This is a genomic window from Ghiorsea bivora (assembly GCF_000744415.1).
Lineage (GTDB): Bacteria > Pseudomonadota > Zetaproteobacteria > Mariprofundales > Mariprofundaceae > Ghiorsea > Ghiorsea bivora.
In genome coordinates, this window is the sequence record NZ_JQLW01000009.1 from 184,692 (window position 1) to 209,293 (window position 24,602).

Consider the following 24,602-nt stretch of genomic DNA (forward strand, 5'->3'; position numbering starts at 1 on the left):
CGATTCCTTGATTAAGGAACAGCAACTTCTGCAATCAACTGATGAATTACATCATCCGTGGTCAAACCTGATGCCTCAGCTTCATAATTCAGCAACAAGCGATGACGCAATACATCCAATGCCATGCTTTGAATGTCTTCAGGGGCAACAAAATCTCGCCCATCCAACCAAGCATGTGCTCTAGCACATCTATCCAGCGCAATGGTTGCCCTAGGGCTTGCACCATATTGCAAATGTTTAACCACACCGACTTGCGTATGATTGGCTCGGGTTGCCATCATCAATTGTACGATATAAGTCTCAAGCTGTGGCGCAACATGAATGTTTAATGCTTCTCTACGCGCTTGAAAAAGGGTGTCTTGATTTAGCAACACTTCAGGTTTTTTCGGTTTTTCACTGGCTTCAGCACGAGATAACTGCAAAATCTTTTGCTCAGATGCTGCATCTGGATAATCAATGGTTACATGCAATAAAAAACGGTCAAGTTGGGCTTCTGGCAGCGGGTATGTTCCCTCTTGCTCGATAGGATTTTGCGTTGCCATCACCAAAAACAAATCGGGCAATGGATAACTCGTACGCCCCACTGTAATTTGTCGTTCTGCCATAGCTTCCAACAATGCCGCTTGCACTTTGGCAGGGGCACGATTGATTTCATCAGCAAGCACAAGATTGTGAAATAAGGGTCCTTTTTGAAAATGAAAGCTTCCATCTTGTGGGCGATAGACTTCCACACCAGTCAAATCAGATGGCAACAAGTCAGGAGTAAATTGTACCCGATGAAAATCACCCTCAATATGTTCGGAAAGTACATGAATCGCTCGCGTTTTGGCTAACCCTGGTGCACCTTCCACCAATAAATGTCCATCGGCAAGCAAAGCAATCAGCAGTCGATTGGTCAAATGCGATTGCCCGATAATCTGTTGTTCAATGCTGCCCTGCAGTGCTGAAAAAACTTGCTTTGCGTCCATGCTTACCCCACGAATAATGTTATGTATATCATATAAGCCGAGGGCAAAGCATATTCAAGAGAAGATGAACGTAAGATGATGCTAAGATATCTCTTGAATGATGGCATCAAATGTTAACTGTTGCTGCTCACCTGTACTTAGATTTTTCAACATAAGTTTACCCGCTTTCATCTCATCTTCGCCAATGGTAACCACAAACTTTGCACCTTCACGGTCTGCCATTTTAAATTGGCGTTTGGCACTTCCACCACCGCAATGAACCACCGACAAACCTGCTTCACGAAGTTTCGTTGCTTGTTGCAAGGCATATCCCGATACCGCATCACCCAACGCCACCACAGCAACATCAGGTTGATTGGCTTCTCTATCAGGCAGCAACATTTCCAAACGTTCCATGCCGGCGGCAAAACCAATGGCAGGTGTGGCAGGCCCCCCCAAAGATTCAACCAAACCATCATAACGCCCACCCGCCAATACCGTGCCTTGTGCGCCCAGCTGGTCTGTGATGAACTCAAATGCTGTGCGATTATAATAATCCAAACCACGAACAATGCGCGGATTGATGGTGTATTTCACGTTTAATGCTTTTAAACCTGATTGAAGACCTGAAAAATGGGTTTCACAAACTTCGCACAAATGGTTGACCATTTCAGGTGCATCCGTCAGCGCTGCTTGGCAGGTTTTCACTTTGCAATCAAGCACCCGCAAGGGGTTGCTGTCCATACGTTCATGGCATGTTTCACACAAAGCATCTTTTTTACGCTGCAAAAATGTCAGCAAAGCTTCGCGGTATGAAGGGCGGCATGTTGTGCAACCCAAGGAGTTAATTTCAAGACGTGTTTGTTCAATGCCCAATGTATCGAGGAAACGCTGCGCCATTGCCAACACTTCCGCATCTTCAACAGCGGCTGATGCACCAAAAAATTCCGCACCAATTTGCTGGAATTGACGTAATCGTCCTTTTTGCGGACGTTCTCTGCGAAACATAGGACCCATATAAAACCAGCGTTGTGCGCCAGCTCTTGTTAGACCTGCTTGCAAATAAGCGCGCACTGCACCTGCCGTGCCTTCTGGGCGCAAACAAATATTGTCCCCACCTTGGTCAGTAAACGCATACATTTCTTTGGATACAATATCGGTTTTTTCGCCCACCGAGCGTACAAACAAGGCCGTTGGTTCTAAAATAGGCAAACGTACTTCAGCAAAAGCATACGATGAAAATATATCTCTAGCCACCTCTTCAATGTATCGCCATTTACTCACTTGTGCTGGTAAACCATCGTGAATGCCGCGAATACTTTGTAATTTTTGCTTTGCCATGATGAATTACCCGTTATGATTCTTAATCGTATAGTGTTTGCCGCAAACTATACGCCAAACACCGACAATCAACAAAAGGGAAGTAGAAAAGAAAAATTATGCCAGAAAAAATTGATGCTTTAATCACCCTTATTGCCGTGTTGAACGAAAATGATGATGTTTTACTCTTAAAACGAAAGCCTGATGTGCATTGCCCTGATGTTTGGTCTTTCCCTGGCGGAAAAATCAAAGCTTCAGAAACACCTTTAGATGCATCAATACGCGAGCTTAAGGAAGAAACAGGTCTTAAAGGTAGGCTGTGGCGACATATTGGGAAACACAGCCATGTTTATGATGACCGCAACCTTGCTTTTTACTTCTTCTTTTGCCGAACAGCAAAAAACATAAAAAAAGACACCACACTACATGCAGAAAGCGCATATATGTGGTGTCCATTATCTGAATTATCAAAACAAACCATGCCTAAAGCAAATCAAGCATTGGTTACCATGCTTTTAGATTGTTACCATGAAGGTTTGTGCCCTATTCCATAGACCCCGTTTCCACTTTACGAAAGCCTGCCTGACGAAATAAAGGTTCACACTTCAAGGTATCACCTTGTAATAGTACAATACTTTTCGTTTCAGGATGTTTATACACCAATGGTTTCCCACTGCTTGCACAAGATGCGAGTAGTGCTGCCATGCCAAGCAATAATACCAAACGTTTTGTTTTCATAACCTTTCTCCTTCAGCGCAAACTGCTCACTCAAGCGTAAGCCATCACAAAACATGCGTCAACCACTCACCACTTGTGCCCGTCCACCTTCTTTTGCTTGATACAAACGTTTGTCAGCATTGCCAAGAAGTACGTCCAATATCTCTTTTACAGGTAAGTTGTCATCCAATTCTTCAAAAGAAGCCACCCCAGCAGAAAAACTCACTTCCACTTTTATGTCACAACATTTCACTGGGGATTTTTGTACAACATCCAAACTTTTTTCGGCAACATTTACTGCCGTTATTTTATCAGTATGCGGCAACAACACCAAAAACTCTTCACCCCCCCAGCGCGCAAGCGTATCCGTAGCTCTAAGGTTGGCTTTAATTCGCGCACTAACAACGCGCAAAACTTCATCACCAACTGCATGACCAAACTGATCATTCACTTGCTTAAAATTATCCAAATCCACCATCACCACAGAACAGGCAATGCCATAACGTTTGCAGCGCCCTACTTCAAGCTGCAATTGTTCCAGCATATAACGGCGGTTAACCAAATTGGTTAATACATCATGGGTTGCTTGAAACTCCAAATCATTTTTGGTTTCTTTTAAGTCTGTCACCATACGCCACACAAACCGTGATGCTGCTCCACCAATCACCCCACCCACACCCAAGATGCTAGCTGCAACTTCTTCAACCATTTCATTACCCGTAAGGTTAAACACCAGACAAGGTGCTGATGCCATCAGGGCTTCTTCAACATCTGTGTACGTTTTAATGCCAAATTCTTTGGCAAGTATCATACCTGGTGCTTGTTCATCCACATCCACAACAGCAATAATTTTCATTAAACTCTCATCTTGAAAGGTGCGCACCATCGCTGCACCATCTCGCCCAGCGCCCAAAACAACCACGCGGCTAGGGTCATCACGAAGGTGTTTTAAGCTGTGAGCAGTGTTAAGTCTCGTCATAATGCTCTCCCTAATCATATTTTGTACCAAAAATACCAAGATAACGCTATCCTTCGCTCATGAGTTTAGATAATAATAAAAAACGCGAGCTAAAAGCACAAGCACACCACCTTAAAGTGATTATTCAAGTTGGGCAACATGGTGTGTCTGAGAGCTTAATCGCAGAAACCAATAATGCTTTAAATATTCATGAACTAATTAAGGTTCAGATTCAAAGTGATGATAGAGATGAGCGCGCCAAGGCAGCTGCATTACTTGGGCAACAAACCCAAGCCGAACTGATTCATAAAATCGGGAAAACCTTTGTATTTTACCGCAAAAAGAAGGAAGACAAACAAACGTGAGTGGAACAGAGAAAATCAAGCAGGCATTAATGCAGACCTTTTCACCAACACAATTGGATATTATCGATGAATCACACCTGCATGCTGGGCATGAAGGTGCGAAAAGCGGTGGTGGTCATTATGTAGTGCACATCGTAGACAAGGCATTTACAGGTAAAAATAAAGTGCAACGCCATCGCATGGTCAATGAAGCAACCCAACATTTATTTCCAGCAGTGATTCATGCCTTAAGTATCAAAGCACAAACACCTGACGAAAACTTATGAGTAACGCCAAACTTCTTATTTCAGGCTCTGAACATCATGCAGATATGTTATATATATCTGGTTTATTTGTGCCTGATGCATTTATCGTGATTGGTTTAGAGCATGATTCACAAACGACTTGGCACGGTTTATTATCACCCCTAGAAGTCGACAGAGCCAAGGTTCAATCCAAATTGGATGAAGTTCACTTGGACACAATTTGGCACGATAAAGCCAAAAGCAATGGTTGGCAGCGTAGTTTAAGCACCGCAGCTGCAGCCTTTTTACAAAACCATGATGTTAAAACAATCACTGTGCCTGCCGACTTTCCTTATTTGTATGCGCAAGAACTGACAGCATTAGGGTTTCATGTATCACCTAGCCCTGCGAGTTTGTTTCCTGAGCGTGTTATTAAATCCGAAGATGAAATTGTTCAACTCACCCATGCCGAGAAATTAACAGCACAAAGCATGTTGCAAGCTGAACAATTTATCATGGCATGTGGTATTAACAATGATGGTTTAGTCACTTTCCCTGCTGAGCATGAATGTGCTGGCGAAGTGGTGACATCTGAAACCATTCGTGCAGTGATTGAAACTTTCCTCATTGGGCAGGGTGCAGTGCCCTCGCATACCATTGTCGCTTGCGGCAAACAATCTGCAGACCCACATGATATGGGTTCAGGTGTCATTTCTGCGAACCAACCCATCATCATTGATATTTTTCCCCGTTTGGTCACGTCTGGTTATTGGGGTGATATGACACGCACCTATGTCAAAGGCAAAGCATCTAGCGAACTCAAACACATGTATCAAACCGTGCTTGAAGGGCAAGATATGGGATTAAACATGGTGCAGGCGGGTGTGGATACGGCGAATATTCACAACAGTATCACTGCTCACTTTGATGCCCAAGGTTTTAAGACTGGCATGGTCAATGGCAAACAAGGTGGTTTCTTTCACGGCACAGGACATGGTGTTGGTTTGGATATTCATGAAGCACCACGCGTCTCTAGCAATGGCGCAATATTAGAACCACGCATGGTGATTACCATTGAACCGGGGTTGTATTATGAACACATTGGCGGGGTTCGCTTAGAAGATTTGGTAGTCGTTCGTGATCATGGGTGCGATAATCTTACCAATTTCCACCGTGCTTTAGAGCTTGCTTAAGCACTAAAAATGCTTTAACAAAAACCTCTTTATTTGTCGTCGATTTACTTCGACCAAGTAGGGTCAGAAGCATCCATGTTTAGCGGCGTAACCCTTCTCGCTTCACCACCCCAAATGGGTACATTGTAAATATGTTTACGCCCTGCTTCATCCGCAGAGTATAAAATCATTTGCCCATTGGGAGACCATGCTGGTGACTCGATGCGGTTACCTGTTGCCAAATAACGTAATCCAGTACCATCGACATGCACTGTCGCAATTGCATACTCCCAGTTTTTCTTGGTGACAAACGCAATTCTGTCACCAATGGGTGCCCACACAGGTGATGTGTTATAATTACCCTTTAAACTAATGCGTTTTGCTTTACCACCACCGTTCACAGGTTTGATATAAATCTGGGGGGAACCATTGCGATTACTGGTAAAGGCAATCCACTTGCCATCTGGCGACCATGTTGGTGTTGTATCGATGGCAGCATTTTTAGTAAATTGTCGCCATTTCTTGGTCTGCATATTATAAATATGAATTTCACTATTACCTGTAAACGATAATGCAGCAGCAACCAAACGTCCATTGGGTGAAAATGCAGGCGTACTGTTCAAACCTTTGAAGCTTGCAAAAGTGGTACGTTTACCCGTATCCAAATGAAAGAATTCTAGTCTCGGTTTATTTCCCACATATGTATTCAAAGCGACTGTGGTGCGATCTGGAGAAATATCAGGCGACAATAAAAGCGTGAAATTTTTACCCACGCGTTGCAATGCTTCGCCATCGTGCTCCATCAACATTAAATCAGATTGACCATTCTCTTTTTTAACAAATAAAATATATGAGGTGAAATAACCAGGTAAACCTGTTTGCTGATGATAAATATAATCAGCCACCCGATGTGCAAGCATTCTTAACGGCTTACTTTTGGACTGCGTAATAACCTGGCTATCCAGAGGTTTTGTACCTTTCTGACCAAAAGGATCATGAATATTGACAGCAACCGACCAAGTGTCACCTGTGTCTTGAAGTTTCGCCACAACCAGCACATCCGTACCAATAATACGCCAATCTGCATAATCAATATGCGTTTGCACTTGTTGTGCATCACTCAAAAAACTTAAAGGGTCCATCACTTTAAACGAACGACTTGAGCTCAAGTCTTGCGAAATAACATGCGATAAGAATTGTTGTTGCTCACGATTAGCAGGCTTTGCATCTAACAAAAGCGCCAAGTTGAGCGGTTTATAGGATGATTGATAAACTTCAAACTCAACAGCCGAAGCTGATGAAATATAAAACCCGAGCACAAACCCAAGCACAAACATTCTCATGATATATACCAACCTAAGGAAGGTCTGAATAAGTCATGGACAAAGCAGGTTGTGGTTCAGTGCACTCAAAATCTAGACGTGTGTTGCAAGTAATAGCTAGGCTATTGCTTAAACGCACAACGCAGAATTTGGGTGCACTGGACACAAGATGCAAATTCATAACTTGTTCATACCTTCCTAACATAAAGACAGCCAACAATATTGACTGCCTTTATATGCATTATTTATTCTCAATACCCAAAAGTTCAACAGTGAAAATCAGCGTTGAATTCGGTGCAATTTTAGCACCTGCACCGCGCTCACCATAAGCCAAGTCGGATGGGATATAAAATTTATATTTACTACCTACAGGCATCAAAGCAACACCTTCTGTCCACCCTTTAATCACACCATTTAAAGGAAAAGAAATAGGTTGGCCACGTTTGTATGAAGAATCAAACTCTGTACCGTCAAGCAATGTACCTTGATAATGTACTTTAACCGTATCCGTAGGTTTGGGTTTAACACCATCACCTTGTTTAATCACTTCATATTGCAAACCACTTGCTGTAACGGTTACACCTTCTTTTTTTGCATTTTCAGCCAAGAAAGCTTCACCTTTAGCTTTATTTTCCGCACCCGAAGCTTTGCGTTCTGCCATTTGTTTTTCTTGTTTCTTACGGAAGAAATCTTGTTTGATTTTAGTGGATTCAGCTGCTTCTAATTTTAAAGGTGAGCCCGATAACACGTCGTTAATAGCCGCATTTAATGCCGCTTGGTCAACCTCTGCACCCAAACCTTTGATGGATTGCCCTACATCCATACCCATAGCATAACTAAATTTCTTTACTTCATTGTCCAATACTACGGATGTTTGTTCAGATTTTTCATTATTACATGCCGATAGTCCTGCCAATACAACCATGGCAACTGCAATTTTAACTTTCATATGATTCCCCTTACATTTTTTAATATTTAACACTTATTCCCACTCAATGGTTGCTGGCGGTTTACCCGATACATCATAAACGACCCGATTAATTCCGCGAACTTCATTGATAATACGGTTTGAAACTTTACCCAGTAAACTGTATGGCAACTCTGCCCAGTGCGCTGTCATAAAATCTTGTGTCACTACTGCGCGCAATGATACAACCCACTCATAAGTGCGCCCATCACCCATCACACCTACTGATTTGACAGGTAAAAATACAACAAAAGCTTGCGATGTTTTGTCATACCAACCTGAAGCACGCAATTCTTCAATAAAAATAGCATCTGCTCTACGCAATAAATCGGCATATTCTTTTTTCACTTCGCCCAAGATGCGTACACCCAAACCAGGACCTGGGAAAGGATGTCTATACACCATTTCACGCGGTAAACCCAATGCTACACCCAATTCTCGAACTTCATCTTTGAATAATTCACGCAATGGCTCAAGCAACTTGAGGTGAAGTGTATCAGGCAACCCGCCTACATTATGGTGACTCTTAATGGTTTTCGCCTTACCATTTTTTCCGCCTGCTGATTCAATTACATCGGGGTAAATCGTACCTTGCGCCAACCATTTGGCATTGGGTAAACGCTCTGCTTCAGCTTGAAACACATGCACAAATTCTCTTCCGATAATTTTACGCTTTTCTTCAGGATCAGACACACCTGCCAAAGCATCCAAAAACACTTTTTCAGCATCAATCCGGTCAACTTTAACACCCAAATTACCCGCAAACATGTCCATCACTTGCTCGCCTTCATCAAGGCGCAACAAACCATTGTCCACAAAGATACAAGTCAATTGGTCACCAATCGCGCGTTGCAACAAAGCTGCAGCCACCGATGAGTCCACACCACCTGATAAGCCAAGAATCACTTCTTCATCGCCCACTTGTTCGCGAATCTTAGCCACAGCCTCATCAATATAATGCGGCATATTCCAATCTCTAGCACAACCACAAATTTCATGCACAAAACGTGATAAAATCGCAGTACCTTGATTGGTATGTGTAACTTCGGGGTGGAATTGTAAGGCATAAAACTTACGCGCTTCATCCGCCATACCTGCAATCGGCGTTGCATCATTGCTACAAATAATTTTAAAACCTTCAGGTAATGCGGTAACTTTATCACCATGGCTCATCCAAACATCAAGCAAGCCACCCGCTTTATCTTCAATGCCGCGTAACAAACTTGAATCACCCGAAGTGACAAGCTCTGCATAACCAAACTCACGCGTAACACCTTCTTCAACTGCACCACCCAATTGTGCCGCCATGGTTTGCATACCAAAACAAATGCCCAACACAGGTACACCCATCTCAAATATACATGTAGGTGCTGCAAAAGTATCTTCATCATTTACAGAATTCGGACCACCAGACAAAATAATTCCCGATGGTTGGAAAGCTTGAATCGCTGCCTCATCCATATCCCACGGATGAATTTCACTGAACACTTCTGCCTCGCGCACCCGACGCGCAATCAACTGCGTGTATTGTGAACCAAAATCTAAAATCAGAATCTTATCATTGCTGTTACTCATTAAGTTAAGACTCCATTCTATAGTTTGGCGCTTCTTTGGTAATGGTCACATCATGTACATGCGATTCTCGCAGACCTGCGCCTGTAATACGAACAAATTTGGCTTTTTTATGCATAGCTTCAATGGTTGCCGCACCCACGTAACCCATGGATGCTCTTAAACCACCCACCAATTGATGCAATGTGTCGCCAATTGGGCCTTTGTATGCCACGCGGCCTTCAATACCTTCGGGCACAAGTTTCATCGCTTCATCCACATCACCTTGGAAATAACGGTCTTTACTGCCCAATTCCATCGCGCCAATCGAACCCATACCACGATAAGACTTATACGTACGCCCTTGGAACAAAATCTTTTCGCCCGGTGCTTCATCTGTGCCTGCAAACATAGAACCAAACATGCAAGTCGATGCACCCGCAGCAATCGCTTTAGCAAAATCACCGGAGAATTTAATGCCGCCATCACCAATCACAGGTACACCAGCACTGGCTGCCATATTGGCGCACGCCATAATGGCCGACAATTGTGGCACACCTACACCCGCCACCATACGTGTTGTACAAATTGAACCCGGACCAATACCCACTTTCACTGCATCCGCACCTGCATCAATCAATGCTTTGGTCGCTTCAGCCGTGGCGATATTGCCGCCAATGATTTGCACATCATCACCATATTGTTTTTTCAAATCTTCAATTTGTTGAATCACGCCTTGCGAGTGCCCGTGAGCCGTATCGACAATCACAGCATCTACACCTGCTTCATGCAAAGCTTCAAAACGCGCCACTTCTTTTTCGCCAACGCCCATGGCCGCAGCAACCAAAAGCCTGCCCAAGTCATCACGTACCGCATTAGGATGCTCAGATGCTTTTTCAATATCGCGAACCGTCATCATGCCGCAAAGCTCACCGTTTTTGTTCACCATAGGTAGTTTTTCAATACGGTGTTCACGGAATAGTTGTTTGCATTTCTCAATGCTCGTGCCTGAAGTAATGGTGATAAGTTTTTCGCGTTTGGTCATCATATCTGACACATGTTTGCGCGTATCATTTTCAAAGCGAATATCACGGTTGGTGATAATACCTGTTAATTTACCATGTCCGTCCAACACGGGGAAACCAGAAAAACCACAAGAGAGGGCTAAGTTACGCACTTCTTCTAATGTCATGTCTTCACGAGCGGTTAATGGCTCTTGCACCACACCAGCTTCATAACGTTTTACTTTGCGCACTTCATCAGCTTGTTGTTCAGGTGTTAAATTTTTATGAACCACGCCAATGCCACCTTCTTGGGCTAAGGCAATAGCAGTGCCTGATTCGGTGACTGTATCCATAGCTGCGGAAATCACAGGGATATTCAGTGTTATTTTATTGGTAAATCGGGCTTGTGTTGAAACAGTTGCGGGCAACACATTACTGGCTTGAGGCACAAGCAACACATCGTCAAATGTATATGCTTCCTCAATAATATTTCCTGAAAGTGGGGTTAATGAAGACACTGACTTCCTCCTAGGCTTGAAGTCAGCCGCATACTATAAATAGCATACACATTACACAAGTTTCAATAATGTGGAGGTGGCGCTTCCTGATCGGGGGAACTTTGTTGTTCTGTATTATTTTGCATATAATCACGAAGTTGATGCAACGACTTGGTTAAAGCATCAATTTGATTTTGCTGTGTTATCACCACCTCATTCAACTCTTGAATCAAGTGTTCTTGGTAGGCACTTTTGGTCTCTAAACGAATAATTCTATCTTCCATGGCAAAACATTAACCGCTTTACACTTTCAATACCATAATCGATGGGCAATTATTGGCTTCATCACGATGAAAACCTTGCACCAAAAGAATTGGATCACCTTTTTTTGCCAAGCTATATGTTTGCACCAACCTTTTCGCCAGCGCCACATGGTTCCCCATATCCTCCACCTCAGCCAACACTGGAATCACACCCCAAATCAAACTCATCCGCCGACATGTCTCCTCACTACTGGTCACTGCCAATATTGGTGCTTCTGGGCGCTCAGAGCTTACTGTCACTGTTGTCCACCCCGATTCTGACAACACCACAATACCATGCACCATCAAATCCCGTGACAACAACGATGTTGAGCGAGCTACAGCGTTACCAAAAGGCAAAGCAGACTGGTGTGCTTTGCCTTTTACCGCTGCCGAACAAAAAGCTCCTTGATGCCACAGATATGCTTCAGCATTGATTATCACCCTAGCCATCATTTCCACAGCTTTAACAGGATAATGACCCACCGCAGTTTCTCCCGATAACATAATCGCATCGGCACTGCTGCTTACCGAATGAAAAATATCTGTTGCTTCAGCGCGTGTGGGTCGTGCGTGTTCAATCATGGATTCCAAAACCTGCGTTGCCACAATCACCGGTTTACACTGTTTCCTTGCTTCTTTAATCAACATATCTTGGGTAATTGGCACTTGCTCTGGTGGTAACTCCACACCCAAATCACCGCGCGCCACCATGATTGCATCTGCCGCTTCAATGATTGCACAAGCATCGTCCAAAGCTTCTGGACGCTCGATTTTGGCAATAATTCCGATATTTGAACCCTGTTGTTCCAGCCATGCCCGTAACAAATGAATATCATCCACATGACGCACAAAAGACAGGGCTAAAAAGTCTACACCTAAACCCACAGCAAACATAGCATCATCATAATCTTTTTCGGTCATCGAGGGTGCAGACACCACTGAATCAGGCAGGTTGATACCCTTATGATTACTCAGCATACCGCCTTGTAGAACACGACAATACACTTCCGTACCTTCCACCTTTTCCACCACCAACTCCATCACGCCATCAGCTAAAAATATACGCTGACCAACAGCAACATCATACGCTAAACTTTTATATTGCGAAGGAATAAGACCAGGTTTACCTTCCACATCACGCATGGTAATGGTCACACCATCACCTTTGACCAATAAAATTTGATTATTCTTAAATGTGCCCGTGCGTATTTTAGGACCACACAAGTCTACAAGCACTGCAATATGTTTTTCGCACGCTGCTGCAATATTACGAATCATTTGATAACTTGCATAATGTTCAGCGTGTTCACCATGTGACATATTCAAACGAAACATATTCACACCTTTTTGAATCATCTGGCGTATACTATCTTCATCGGCGCAAGCAGGTCCAAGCGTAGCAATGATTTTGGTACGTTTGTGTTTGAGCAGTTTCATTTTAGGCTCTAACTTCATCAAACCCTCCTCAACCAAGCATGACTAGCTTAACAGGAAACTGTTATTTTGACCACTTACTCAACTAGAGCTAACACACGGCTGCAAATTAAAGTGCTTCACCCATAAACGTTGTATCATCACCTTCTTGATGTATAGGTATGCATAATAAAAAAGTGCAACCTAAATTACATGAATCGTCTAGGGTTACAAACCCATGGTGTTCTTTCGCAATACCATAAACCGCAGATAGCCCCAAACCTGTACCTTTCCCTACATCCTTGGTAGTGAAGAAAGGTTCAAAAATAGCTTCTTTAATTTCTTGCGGAACCTTAGGTCCGTTGTCCATAATACGTATACAAGCATATGCTTTAGCAGTATTGGGATGATATTGTATTGCAGCATCTGCATGCATCACCTCAACATTCACCACCACTTCTGGTGATTCGACCTGTGCAACAGCATCTTTTGCATTGCGTAATATTTGCATCACAGCATCACTTAATGTAGCCACATCACCTTTAATCATCACATCGTTTTTACATGCTTGGAATTGGCAATGCATACCGGTTTCTTGATTAAACACATTTACACTGGCTTGAACAAGTTTATTTAAATTAATATAAACATGGGTGTGTGCTTGCAGTTCATGCCCCACATAAACCAACATTTGCTGCACCATCGCTGCCGCTTTCTCGCCTAGCTCTTCAATGGTCTCCAGCTTGTCCTTTAAATCTTGATCTTGCTCTTTCAACTTCATCAAAAATGCAGTGCCCATAATTCCAGTTAGAATATTGTTAAATTCATGCGCTATACCACCAACAGCTGTGGCAAGCGATTTCATTTTTTCTTCTTGAATTTCTTTTTCATGCAACTTTTGACTTAAAGTTTCATCGTTTTGCAAAACCACATAATGCGTCACCACCCCTTTAACATTTCGCACAGGAGAAATGGATGTACTCACGGGGTAGAAACGACCATCTTTCTTTTTATTCACAAGTTTTCCATGCCAAGCTTCCCCACGCTTCAACATATCTAACACTTCATTAAATTGCTTTTCTGATTGAGCTGGGCTGCTCAACAAGTCCAATGCTGGTTGACCGATGGCTTCGTGCGCCGCATAACCTGTCAAGGCAGTAAATGCAGGGTTTACATATTGAATCAAGCCATTCACATCAACAATGGCTATCGCTTCACCTGAATATTGCACAGCATTGGACAACATAAACAAATACTCACGCATGTTTTTCCTACGCTCAAAAAAGAATGCAATAAACCAAGATAACAACACAATTAAGGCACCAACCCCATACACATACACCATCAAACTTTGCGTATAATTCTGCATACTTTGCGACAACTGCTCAGCGGTTAACAGATCAATAACACGGACTTTTTCTTGCATATAAAAAAAGTACAACACTTCAAAAAAAAGAATAAAAAGTACAATAGCCACCAACATCGCCTTCGCCAGTACTTGCACATAAGCAATGCGTTTATCAAAACAAGGATACGCCAAACAATCTTCTTTCATAAGGTTGTTATAGCATAGAACGTGATTAATGTCACCTTGTCTAGCCCCCCTTCTTTTTCTCAGCCATGTGTTATATTAATTATGACAGGTGTCGAATTTGCCTTTTATTATGACCCTTTACCAAACGCCTATGTACATCTAAACCTTTTGCAAATGGTTTTAAGAAGTTTGGTACTTTACGCCCTTCAAGCTTCATGATATCTTTAAGCAACAATGCTGCCACATCTTCTTCTGCAGCCTGCTGAACTTGGGTACGATATATATATAAGAGTTGCGCTAAGCGTTCTAAAGATATTTTCCATGTACTGTTCGTTTGTTCATACACCCATAAAGAAAAGGCAAAGAAATGTTGAAAAACATCGCCATCGGACCACAAAAACACAATACTTTGTTTAAAGTTTCCACTATTATAATATAAATTCCAAAACCGAGCGAAGCGTTTCATATTTTGAATATCTATAAAGCTAAGCACATTATTTTTTAGAATATCATAAGGTGGTTTATCTGCATAGACCATGCCATATAAGTCATCATGCCGGTGTAAAGTTGTACCAGCGAGCTTCTTTAAAATACCAATTTGAATTTCAGAAGCACTCATCGCCCACAATTGGTTTAAACCACGCCCAAAACTCGCCAAATCTTCACCTGGTAAACCAACGATAAGATCCAAGTGCATATGTGCGGATGTTTCATGTTCAAGAAAGTGGATGTTTTCCTCAATTTTTTTCATTTTTAAATTACGGTGAATATTTTTAGCCACACCCAAATTTAATGTTTGAATACCTATCTCAAGCTGAAGTGTTGCAGGCTCAAACTGGGTCATACGTTCTTTTAATGCCGCAGGAAAATGATCAGGAATAACTTCAAAATGTACAAAATAAGGTGTTGGTTTACTTAAAAAGAAATCCAATAAACGTGAGGCAATATTAACATTCAAGTTAAATGTTCGGTCAATAAATTTGAAGTTACGCACCCCGCGTTGCCATAATTTACCCAAAGCTTGTAAAAATATATCAATATCAAAATTGCGTACTTTTTCATCCATTGAAGATAAACAAAACTCACATTGAAAAGGACAGCCTCTGGAGGCTTCGACATAAATATAACGATTGGACACATCTTCATCGGTATAATAATCATATGGCAGCTTAATTTCAGAAATCTCAGGCAATGGTGCTTGAATAATACGCTCAATTGGTGCTAAACCACTCTTGATAGCTTTCACAAGTTGATAAAAGGCCAAGTCACCTTCACCTTGTACAATATAATCTGCTGCATCAAAGTTCACCCGTAAAGGCGAGTGGCTAACTTCAGGCCCTCCCAAAACAATCAATGTTTCTGGTGAAATCTTTTTTAAGGTTTCAACCAAATCAGCGCATTGCTCTGCATTCCAAATATAAACACCCAATCCCACCAAGGTTGGTTTCACCGTCAAAATTTTCTCTGCAATATCTTGAATATTATCATTAATTGTAAATTCCACGATAGACGTATCAGGCATCAGCTCTTGCATATTGGCATAAAGATAACGCAAACCAATCGCGCTATGTGTATAACGCGCATTAAGTGTTGTTAATAAGATATTGTTTTTCATATAGGGATCATAGCCTTGGCTACCAAGAAAACCTAGCAATGCTTTAGCTAAGCTTATAAAAAGCGGGACCTGCCAATTGGGGGGGGGGGGGGGGGAAATTGACAGGCCCCTATTTCACTATAGCACGTAGAGTGCCATTGTTCAATACTGCGAAACATAACCCCTAATAATTAAGAATCTATTAAAAAATCACTTTAACTTTGAAGGTATAATAAATACAGGTATCCCGAGAAGCTGGAAAGCAAAATACCGCCTTCCCAACGGGTAATCCGCCCTGCCCTTTTATACCCATATGCCATCAAAAACAAAACAACCGTAAATGCAAACATAATAGGAATATCCCTTTCTAAAATCGGTGCATCAAATTTACCCGGGCTAAGCAATGCAGGCATCATTAAAACGGCAAGAATATTAAACATATTGGAGCCAATAATATTACCAACGGCTAATTCTGCCTCATTTTTAAGTACACTGGCAATCGATGCCACCAACTCAGGTAAACTTGTACCAATCGCAATAATGGTTAAACCAATCACCAAGTCACTCACGCCAAGCATGGTAGCAATCTCCACTGCGCCCCAAACCATCATTCGTGAACTCGCAATCAGTACAAGCAAACCAATGATTAACCACATCACCGATGTTTTCATATCCATATTTTCAGGAATAACACCTTGAAATTCAGCTTCCAGCACCGCATCTCGTTCTTTCATACCAATTTTATACAGCCAAAAAACAAAACCAAACAAACCAAGAGAGAGTATGATGCCGTCAACCTGACTTAACTCGCCATCCCAAAATAATACCAAGGCTAAAAACATGATTAAAAACAAAACAGGAATTTCGCGTTTTAAAATATGCGACTGTATCGCAAGCGGTGCAATCAGCGCAGTTACACCCAACACCAAGCCGATATTTGCAATATTTGAGCCAATGGCGTTACCAATACCTAGGTTATTGTTGCCTTCCATTGCCGCAATACCTGCCACTATCATTTCAGGAAGCGAAGTACATAAACTTACAATTGTTAAACCAATCACTAGTGGCGATACTTGAAAGTTTTTTGCAATACCCGATGCTCCTTCCACAAAACGATCGGCACTCCACACCAACAATACAAGACCAACAATAATCACGATACTGGCAGTCAGCATGCACACTCTCCTTTCATTTACAAAGCACGCATCTTAACCATCTAGGCTTAAATTGCGAACCCAATAAAAAGTTGAACTTGAATCATCGCCTTTCATCCTGCATGCTTCCCCTTTCAGCCTTGGGAGGTTTTAACAGAATGGATGCAGCTACACTTCACTCAGCACGTCGCAATATGGTCGAATATCAAATTCGCTGTTGTAAAGTTTTGAACCCTGAGCTTATTGATATGCTTGTAAATTCACCCCGCGAAAAGTTTGTTCCTGAACATGTGGTTAGCCTTGCATACATGGAAGGCTCTGTGCCGTTACCCTGCAATCAAGAGATGTTAACGCCTTTACAAGAAGCCCAAATTTTACAAGCTATTGCTCTCAAAGGCACTGAACGTGTACTAGAAATTGGCACAGGCACAGGTTACCTCACGCATTTATTAGCCCTACAAGCCAGTGAAGTGGTCAGCTGTGAAATTCATGAAGAGTTGGTCAATCTAGCCAAGAAAAACCTAGAAGAAAATGGTGCTGATAATGTTAAAGTTGTCCATGTGAATGCTATGGATGAAGCTGCCTTAGAAGCTGCCAATATTGGCAAAGACTTTGATGTCATTGTACTCGGCGCAGCCCTAGAAACCATCCCCAACCATATCCAAGCATTACTTAAAGAAAATGGGCAACTTATTGCTTTTATTGGCAAAGATATTGTTACCCTAGAGCTTCATCAATTCATCAATGGCATGGACATTAAAACTGGCATCACTGAAACTCGACTATTGCCTATGGAAGGCATAGCAAAAGAACGCGAGTTTATCTTTTAAACATCGCCACCTAAGAAAAAACACTGCATTAAAAAGGCACGCAACAATAAATTTTGTTGCGTGCCTTTTACATTTTCAAAGCAACACATCTAACGCAAAATTAGCCAAAAGGTTTAATGTACAAAACGCCCAGCTTTTCTGAAATAATTAGGGATTCTAGCTTCAATACTATTAAACTTCCCTTCTTGGGCTTGACTATGACAGGCTTCACAACGCGCAAAAGAACGCACATCAGGATTACCTAACACCATTTTGGGTTTCACAGCATCATGCATCAGCTTAAAATATTTGGTATCACTGATATAGTCTGGTGTTTCACCATCTTTTAATAATCCCAACATGGATTTTGCGTATCTACGCTCATCATTTTCCGCAGCATTACGTTTCAAATATGCAGTTACTTCCGCATTCACCGCAGCAGTCACTTCTGCATTATCATCAAAGTGATTGTTTAAATTGGACATGATTTTTTCCCAAGAACGCGCTGGCAACATACTTGGTGCATATAACATATGACATGCTGCACATGCTTGTTGGTATGCCTTGCTGGTCTCAAGTGGTGCTACTTCCACCCTTGCAATACTCACTGCACTTGCCGTAGTTGCCCAAACACATAATACCAATAAACCAACTACTTTTTTCATACCCGCAATCATCATTGTTGCACCGCCTTCCCACTTTCACTGCTTTTTTCTCTTACCTTGTGCCAAGTTCCTTCTTTATAATAGTTAGGAATACGAACAGAAAAACGACTGAAGCGTCCATCCATTGCTTCATAATGACAAATCTCACACCGCGCAACCGATTTTACATCAGGGTTACCACTCACCATTTCTGGACGTACAATATCATGTACAAGTTTAAAATATGCGGTATCACTAATGCGTTGTGGTGTCTCATCATCTTTTAATAAGTTCAACATAGGCTGAGCATAAATATTTTCCACTTTATCTGCTGCATTACGCTGTAGATATGCAGAAACCTCTTCTCGAACCGAGCTTTCAAGCTCTGCATTATCACCAAAGTGATTATCTAACTCCAACATCATTTGTTTCCAAGAGCGAGCAGGCAACATACTTGGGGCGTATAACATATGACAAGATGCACATGCTTGTGCATAAGCCTCACTTTTTTCTTTAGGCAAAATATTAACCTTAGGAATAACGCTTTTCATCCATGTTTGCTCAGCAGGGTCTTGCCAAATACTACGTGTTGCAGCCAATACACCAAAAACAACAACCGCTACCATCAATAGCCAAAACATCTTTTTACCCATCGCTTATCACTCCTTTTAACTTAGGCGGCTAAGCCTAACACAACCAACACATAAACCGCAGCATTTGCACCCATGTGTAAACCTATACTTACCCACAGTGACCTGCTCCATTCATAAGCTAGTGCAAAAATAATACCACCAATCAGCTGCGGGGAAAGAAGCATACCATGATGAATCAAAGAAAAGAAAGCTGCGCTTACAGTCACAGAAAGCCATACACCCCATCGCTCCCGCAACATCCTATAAAGTAACCCTCGAAATATTAACTCTTCAACAATAGGTGCAAGCACCACCATCAATAATAACCCCGTTATCCCATGCAACCATGCAGGCAATGCAATATAAACAAACCATACAGGTTGCAATGCATACAACAAAGCTGCCCCTAAACTACAAACTGCTGCAAACTTAAGAAAAACCAACAAAGCATACTGCTTAGGCATTTGTAAACCCAAGTTTGACAACACGTTAAACTGACGAATAAAAATAATAAACGCTACCAACTCCAATAGCCGCATCAATACAATCACTGTTTGTTCTTGAAAACCATCCACATATTGCAAAACTAAAACACCCAGTGTTTCAATAACAATATAAGAGACCAACCCCCATAATAAAAATCGATAGGGCAGCAAAGGAAAAGGTCTATGTTTTAACATCATGGGAAACAAGTACTGTTATGCGCCTAAAACTTCAACCGTCACATGATCATTGGTATAAATACAAATATCGCCAGCCACCTTCATCGCTTCACGCACACAAGCTTCAGCATCCAAATCACTCTTACGTACCAAAGCTGTTGCTGCAGCCCTTGCATAAGAACCGCCTGAACCAATTGCAGCTACACCTTCATCAGGCTCTAACACATCACCATTACCCGAAATAATTAAAGTACGTTCTTTATCTGCAACAATCATCATCGCTTCAAGCTTGCGTAACACTCGGTCGGTGCGCCAATCTTTAGCCAAAGCCACTGCCGCACGCGTTAAGTTAGCACCATGTTCATCCAGCTTGGCTTCAAACTTTTCAAATAAGTTCATGGCATCGGCAGTTGAACCTGCAAAACCTGTTAAAATACTACCATCGCGAATCGACCGTACCTTTTTAGCACCATGTTTAATCACCGTATCACCCAAAGATACTTGCCCATCACCTGCAATGGCAACGTCATCACCTTTACGCACACAGCAAATCGTTGTTGCTTTCCAAGTTTCCATTGTCATATCAATTACCTAAGCCTCACTTTCTGGAGATACAATATTAGCTGTCGCAATCAGCGCACCCATACAACCCACCACAGCACCACCCAACACCAGTGGTAAGAACATTGCCCAACCACTTAAATCAATAGCCAAACTCAATTGCCAATCTGCGGTAAACCATAACAGCGGCCATATCAGTAGCCATGCAAAAAAACCTGCGCCTGCACCAAGCAACAAACCTTCCAAAACAAAAGGAAGGCGTACAAACCATTCCTTGGCACCCATCAAACGCATCAAATGCACCTCATCGGCTCTTGCCAATAAAATCATACGTAGTGTATTGGACACAATCAACGCCATCGCCAAGCCCAAAACAATAGTCGCAAACCAAGCTAAATTTTCAATTGTACCTAAAATATCACCCGCTTCTACCAACTCCAGCTCATCATCATTGACTTGACCATAGTATTCTTCTGCAACTTGTTTTATACGCTGCAATACCCCTGCTTCTCTAGGCTCCGTTAAAGTAACTTCAAAGCTTTCTGGTAAATGTTTGGTAAAGCTACTGGCATCCAAGTCACTACCACCCAACCACTTTTCCATCCATGCCTCAGCTTCTTCTTTGGCAACCAAACGCACATCTTCAACACCCGTAATTTCTTTCAAGTGTTCTTGCAAAGAGTTGATTTGTTTTTTATTTTCCTGCTCTACATATACATGCACCTGAATATCTTGCTGCCAGGATCCCACCCACTGTTGCCCACCTTGCAATGCTAACCATACCAGACCAACAGACCACAATGCCACCGCCACAATCACCAACGCCAAAACTTGATGAATACCCAAAGGAGGCAATTGCCAGCCACCCGGTAAACGCATGGATGTTTTATGTTGCGGCTCTTTTTTCTTGGTTTTATTTTTTTTCACGGCTTTACTCATGATGATTGCCCCGTCATCAATGCCCCTTGGTGCAATTGCATCACCAGCCCAGGGTGTGAAGTTAATAAATGCAAATCATGGGTTGCCATCAATACTGTTGTCCCCAACTTGTTGAGCGCCATGAGTAAATCCAACACATGACGTGCAGTATCATCATCTAGGTTACCTGTTGGTTCATCAGCTAAAATCATGGGAGGATTAGCAAGCATAGCTCTAGCAATCGCCACCCGCTGTTGCTCACCGCCGGAAAGCGTTTCAGGATAAGACCATAATCGATCTTCCAAACCCACAAAAGAAAGCACCTTTCTCACACGCGGCAACAAACGCTCTGCATCCCAACCTTGCACCCGCAGCGGCATCGCCACATTTTCAAACACGGTGCGCGCATTCAACAACCTATTACCCTGAAAAATAATACCAATACGTTGCCTAAGCTCACGAATCTGCGCATCGGATGCCCCTCGAATACTCGTACCTTGCACTTCCAACTGCCCAGATGTTGGGCGAAGACCACCATACAACATGCGTAATAAAGTGGACTTACCTGCCCCACTCTCACCCACAAGATAAACAAAACTTCCTTGTGGAATATCCATATTTAATCCCGATAGCGCAACTTTCCCCGTCTTGTACCGCATCATCAAATTACTCATATGTATGATTGTTTCTTCTTGGCTCATGGGCTAAGCGTAGCTGCACAAAGTGATGCTGTCAGTAGGTGATTCATAACATCCCTACAGCCTCATACAGACTCAAGTAAAACCTTACCAGACCATCACACATCATCTGCATTTTTAAGAGAATATTTTATGCTTCATAACTTTCGATATAACTACCAAAAACTTACGTTGACCAACAAACAATAATAAAAAAAGGTGCCGACCAATCGACACCTCTTATTATTCACATAAATATGAACCTATCTCTGCATTGTACAGTAGAAAATCTTATGCAAATTCTTGTCTTAACAATACAGCGGCTTCTACCATTACGGTCAATGCCTGCTCAACTTCACTCCAACCTCTCGTTTTTAAACCACAGTCAGGATTCACCCAAAGACGCGTGGCAGGAATACGCTCAGCAGCTTTCCGGATTAACAAAACGATTTGTTCCTTGGTAGGAATATTGGGAGAATGAATATCATATACCCCTGGACCAATTTCATTGGGGTATGCAAATGACTTAAACACATCCAAAAGCTCCATGTCAGAACGTGATGTTTCAATGGTAATCACATCTGCATCCATAGCTGCAATTGATGTTATAATATCATTAAAATTAGAATAACACATATGGGTATGAATCTGTGTGTTATCTTTCACTGCCGAAACGGTGACTCGAAATGCTTTGACCGCCCACGCAAGGTAGTCATCCCAATCGGATTTTCGCAATGGTAAACCTTCACGCAAAGCTGCTTCATCCACTTGAATAATACGAACCCCTGCTTTTTCCAAATCCAAAACTTCATCTTGCAATGCCAAAGCAATTTGTAAGCAGGTATCGCTTCGTGGCTGATCATCGCGAACAAACGACCAGTTCAGGATAGTCACAGGTCCCGTCAACATGCCTTTCACAGGTTTATCGGTTAATGACTGAGCATATGTACTCCATTCTACTGTCATTGCCGCAGGGCGAGCAACATCACCATAAATAATAGGAGGTTTCACACAGCGAGAACCATAAGATTGAACCCATCCATGTTGCGTGAAAGCAAAACCATCAAGCTGCTCACCAAAGTATTCTACCATATCATTGCGTTCAGGTTCACCATGTACCAATACATCTAAACCTATGTTTTCTTGAAAACGTATGACTTTTTCAATTTCCTTCTGCATGTACACACGATAAGTCTCAGCGTCTAAAGCACCTTTTTTAAAAGCTCTTCGTTGTTGACGTATTTCAGTTGTTTGCGGAAATGAGCCAATGCTTGTTGTTGGGAAGCAAGGAAGCTTTAACCATTCATGCTGGAGTTTAACACGTTTGTCATAAGGACTTTGGCGCTTCTGCACTGCCTTACTCATACGACTCAAACGCTTTTGAACGCTTAAACGGTGCACCTTGCTTGATTTCTTTCGCCGTGTACAAGCATCGGTGGATTGCTGCAAATGATTGCTAACGCTTGTTTCCCCTTGATTTAAGGCACGTTGCAATACGGAGAGTTCACCCAGTTTTTGTTTGGCAAATGCCAACCATGACTTAATTTCAGGATCAAGTGCCGTTTCCCATTCAATATCCATGGGAACATGCAGCAACGAGCATGATGGTGCCAACCATAGACGTTCCCCAAGCTTATCTTTCAAGGGTTGAAGGGTTTCTAATGTTTGCTGTAAATCAGTGCGCCATATGTTTCTTCCATCCACACATCCTAGCGAAAGGACACAGTCTTCTGGTAACGCTGTTGCTACCTGCTCCACCTCCTTGGCTGCGCGTATACCATCAATATGCAGTCCATCTATCTCAAGCTGACATGCCCATGCAAGGTTACCCCTTAGTTCATGGAAGTAGGTGGTCAGTAAAAGCTTGGGGCGATCAGTGGCTAACTGTTGATAACACTGGACAAATGCCTGTTGCCATGATGAATCTAAATCCAAACCCAAGATGGGTTCATCCACTTGCACCCAACTGATACCCTGTGCTTTCAAACGGCTAAATATTGTTTGGTATATAGGAATAATTCGTTCCAACAATTCAAGTTTATCAAAAGGCTCACCTTTCACCTTACCCAACCAAAGATAGCTTAATGGCCCCAACACCACTGCCTTGGCATTAAGTTGCAAGGCTTGGGCTTCGGCAACTTCATCAAACAGCTTATTCGATGAAAGTGAAAACGTTTGGTTTTTAGCAAATTCAGGAACAATATAATGGTAATTCGTATCAAACCATTTGGTCATTTCACATGCTGCAACGCTTTCTCCTGATGGCGCTCTGCCCCGCGCCATTCTAAAGTAGGTGTTCAAATCAACTTCGCCACCATCCCAAGCAAAACGTTCTGGAACTACCCCCAGCATCACAGATGTATCAAGCACATGGTCATACCATGAAAAGTCGCCAACGGGTAAATAATTAATACCTGCATCCCTTTGTATTTTCCAGTGGTTTTTTCGCAAGTTTTTACCTGTTTGTAATAACTTATGCTCAGTCATTGAGCCATTCCAGTATTGTTCTAATGCAATTTTTAATGAGCGCTGTTCCCCAATGCGTGGGAAACCAAGGTTATGTGTTGTTGCCATGTCGTGCCTCCGAAATATGTTGCACGAAACATGTTTATATCAGAGGATTCAATCAAGTTCATGAAAATAATAATTATTATG

25 protein-coding genes are annotated in these 24,602 nt (G+C 42.3%); 5 read left to right on the forward strand and 20 right to left on the reverse strand.

The features are described 5' to 3' along the window. Positions 1–11: 11 nt before the first annotated feature. A complete protein-coding gene (locus DM09_RS08130) occupies positions 12–968 on the reverse strand; it encodes an AAA family ATPase (protein ID WP_038249697.1) in 957 nt (318 codons plus the stop codon). Positions 969–1,049: 81 nt separating this feature from the next. Next, positions 1,050–2,288 (reverse strand): histidine--tRNA ligase, encoded by a 1,239-nt coding sequence (hisS, locus tag DM09_RS08135; protein ID WP_038249698.1) that lies wholly within the window; start codon positions 2,286–2,288, stop codon positions 1,050–1,052. Between the two features lie 98 nt (positions 2,289–2,386). On the opposite strand from hisS, the gene DM09_RS08140 reads away from it, so the two are divergent. After that, positions 2,387–2,821, forward strand: coding sequence for an NUDIX domain-containing protein (locus DM09_RS08140; protein ID WP_051938314.1), 435 nt, complete (start codon positions 2,387–2,389; stop codon positions 2,819–2,821). Here the strand turns inward: DM09_RS08140 and DM09_RS08145 are convergent. Beyond that, positions 2,811–3,005 carry a hypothetical protein gene (locus DM09_RS08145; RefSeq protein WP_038249701.1) on the reverse strand — a complete coding sequence of 65 codons (195 nt, stop codon included), beginning with the start codon at positions 3,003–3,005 and terminating at the stop codon, positions 2,811–2,813. The genes DM09_RS08140 and DM09_RS08145 overlap by 11 nt on opposite strands. A gap of 58 nt (positions 3,006–3,063) precedes the next feature. Next, positions 3,064–3,963, reverse strand: coding sequence for a diguanylate cyclase (locus tag DM09_RS08150; protein WP_051938315.1), 900 nt, complete (start codon positions 3,961–3,963; stop codon positions 3,064–3,066). 59 nt (positions 3,964–4,022) lie between these two features. Here DM09_RS08150 and yhbY point away from each other — a divergent pair, with 59 nt between their 5' ends. The 3 genes from yhbY to DM09_RS08165 are packed head-to-tail and all read left to right on the forward strand — an operon-like array spanning position 4,023 to position 5,724. After that, the gene (gene yhbY, locus DM09_RS08155; RefSeq protein ID WP_038249704.1) at positions 4,023–4,307 is read left to right on the forward strand and encodes a ribosome assembly RNA-binding protein YhbY; all 285 of its coding nucleotides are present in this window, start codon (positions 4,023–4,025) and stop codon (positions 4,305–4,307) included. Beyond that, a complete protein-coding gene (locus DM09_RS08160; RefSeq protein ID WP_038249705.1) occupies positions 4,304–4,573 on the forward strand; it encodes a BolA family protein in 270 nt (89 codons plus the stop codon). The genes yhbY and DM09_RS08160 overlap by 4 nt, the downstream gene beginning before the upstream one ends. Further along, the gene (locus tag DM09_RS08165; protein WP_038249708.1) at positions 4,570–5,724 is read left to right on the forward strand and encodes a M24 family metallopeptidase; all 1,155 of its coding nucleotides are present in this window, start codon (positions 4,570–4,572) and stop codon (positions 5,722–5,724) included. The genes DM09_RS08160 and DM09_RS08165 overlap by 4 nt, the downstream gene beginning before the upstream one ends. A 44-nt stretch (positions 5,725–5,768) precedes the next feature. Here the strand turns inward: DM09_RS08165 and tolB are convergent, their stop codons facing one another. The 9 genes from tolB to DM09_RS08210 all read right to left on the reverse strand — a co-directional run bounded on the left by tolB (position 5,769) and on the right by DM09_RS08210 (position 17,065). Next, positions 5,769–7,046 carry a Tol-Pal system beta propeller repeat protein TolB gene (tolB, locus tag DM09_RS08170; protein ID WP_038249710.1) on the reverse strand — a complete coding sequence of 426 codons (1,278 nt, stop codon included), beginning with the start codon at positions 7,044–7,046 and terminating at the stop codon, positions 5,769–5,771. A gap of 220 nt (positions 7,047–7,266) precedes the next feature. Continuing rightward, on the reverse strand, positions 7,267–7,974 hold the full coding sequence (locus tag DM09_RS08175) for an FKBP-type peptidyl-prolyl cis-trans isomerase (RefSeq protein WP_038249713.1): 708 nt from the start codon (positions 7,972–7,974) through the stop codon (positions 7,267–7,269). Between the two features lie 33 nt (positions 7,975–8,007). Then, on the reverse strand, positions 8,008–9,567 hold the full coding sequence (guaA, locus tag DM09_RS08180) for a glutamine-hydrolyzing GMP synthase (RefSeq protein ID WP_038249717.1): 1,560 nt from the start codon (positions 9,565–9,567) through the stop codon (positions 8,008–8,010). A 4-nt stretch (positions 9,568–9,571) separates the two neighbouring features. Further along, a complete protein-coding gene (guaB, locus tag DM09_RS08185) occupies positions 9,572–11,065 on the reverse strand; it encodes an IMP dehydrogenase (RefSeq protein ID WP_232507787.1) in 1,494 nt (497 codons plus the stop codon). Positions 11,066–11,127: 62 nt separating this feature from the next. Then, positions 11,128–11,328: a SlyX family protein gene (locus DM09_RS08190; RefSeq protein ID WP_038249720.1), complete on the reverse strand. Its 201-nt coding sequence runs from the start codon at positions 11,326–11,328 to the stop codon at positions 11,128–11,130. Between the two features lie 18 nt (positions 11,329–11,346). Then, a complete protein-coding gene (pyk, locus tag DM09_RS08195) occupies positions 11,347–12,804 on the reverse strand; it encodes a pyruvate kinase (protein WP_051938317.1) in 1,458 nt (485 codons plus the stop codon). Positions 12,805–12,892: 88 nt separating this feature from the next. After that, on the reverse strand, positions 12,893–14,317 hold the full coding sequence (locus DM09_RS08200; RefSeq protein WP_038249723.1) for a two-component system sensor histidine kinase NtrB: 1,425 nt from the start codon (positions 14,315–14,317) through the stop codon (positions 12,893–12,895). Positions 14,318–14,396: 79 nt separating this feature from the next. Next, on the reverse strand, positions 14,397–15,911 hold the full coding sequence (locus tag DM09_RS08205; protein WP_038249726.1) for a B12-binding domain-containing radical SAM protein: 1,515 nt from the start codon (positions 15,909–15,911) through the stop codon (positions 14,397–14,399). A gap of 194 nt (positions 15,912–16,105) precedes the next feature. After that, positions 16,106–17,065: a calcium/sodium antiporter gene (locus DM09_RS08210; RefSeq protein WP_038249728.1), complete on the reverse strand. Its 960-nt coding sequence runs from the start codon at positions 17,063–17,065 to the stop codon at positions 16,106–16,108. 137 nt (positions 17,066–17,202) lie between these two features. On the opposite strand from DM09_RS08210, the gene DM09_RS08215 reads away from it, so the two are divergent. Continuing rightward, positions 17,203–17,874, forward strand: coding sequence for a protein-L-isoaspartate O-methyltransferase family protein (locus tag DM09_RS08215; protein ID WP_038249730.1), 672 nt, complete (start codon positions 17,203–17,205; stop codon positions 17,872–17,874). Between the two features lie 113 nt (positions 17,875–17,987). Here the strand turns inward: DM09_RS08215 and DM09_RS08220 are convergent, their stop codons facing one another. The 7 genes from DM09_RS08220 to metE all read right to left on the reverse strand — a co-directional run bounded on the left by DM09_RS08220 (position 17,988) and on the right by metE (position 24,521). After that, positions 17,988–18,518: a diacylglycerol kinase gene (locus DM09_RS08220; protein WP_157753672.1), complete on the reverse strand. Its 531-nt coding sequence runs from the start codon at positions 18,516–18,518 to the stop codon at positions 17,988–17,990. Between the two features lie 11 nt (positions 18,519–18,529). Continuing rightward, the gene (locus tag DM09_RS08225; protein ID WP_051938319.1) at positions 18,530–19,150 is read right to left on the reverse strand and encodes a hypothetical protein; all 621 of its coding nucleotides are present in this window, start codon (positions 19,148–19,150) and stop codon (positions 18,530–18,532) included. 20 nt (positions 19,151–19,170) lie between these two features. Continuing rightward, entirely contained in the window at positions 19,171–19,812 is a 642-nt protein-coding gene (locus tag DM09_RS11160; RefSeq protein ID WP_051938320.1) for a CPBP family intramembrane glutamic endopeptidase, read from the reverse strand. Positions 19,813–19,827: 15 nt separating this feature from the next. Continuing rightward, the gene (gene hslV / locus DM09_RS08235) at positions 19,828–20,367 is read right to left on the reverse strand and encodes an ATP-dependent protease subunit HslV (protein WP_038249841.1); all 540 of its coding nucleotides are present in this window, start codon (positions 20,365–20,367) and stop codon (positions 19,828–19,830) included. A gap of 15 nt (positions 20,368–20,382) precedes the next feature. Then, positions 20,383–21,291 (reverse strand): cell division protein FtsX, encoded by a 909-nt coding sequence (locus tag DM09_RS08240; protein WP_051938321.1) that lies wholly within the window; start codon positions 21,289–21,291, stop codon positions 20,383–20,385. Next, positions 21,288–21,971, reverse strand: coding sequence for a cell division ATP-binding protein FtsE (locus DM09_RS08245; protein WP_038249733.1), 684 nt, complete (start codon positions 21,969–21,971; stop codon positions 21,288–21,290). The genes DM09_RS08240 and DM09_RS08245 overlap by 4 nt, the downstream gene beginning before the upstream one ends. A gap of 267 nt (positions 21,972–22,238) precedes the next feature. Next, the gene (gene metE, locus DM09_RS08250; RefSeq protein WP_038249736.1) at positions 22,239–24,521 is read right to left on the reverse strand and encodes a 5-methyltetrahydropteroyltriglutamate--homocysteine S-methyltransferase; all 2,283 of its coding nucleotides are present in this window, start codon (positions 24,519–24,521) and stop codon (positions 22,239–22,241) included. Positions 24,522–24,602 lie beyond the last annotated feature (81 nt).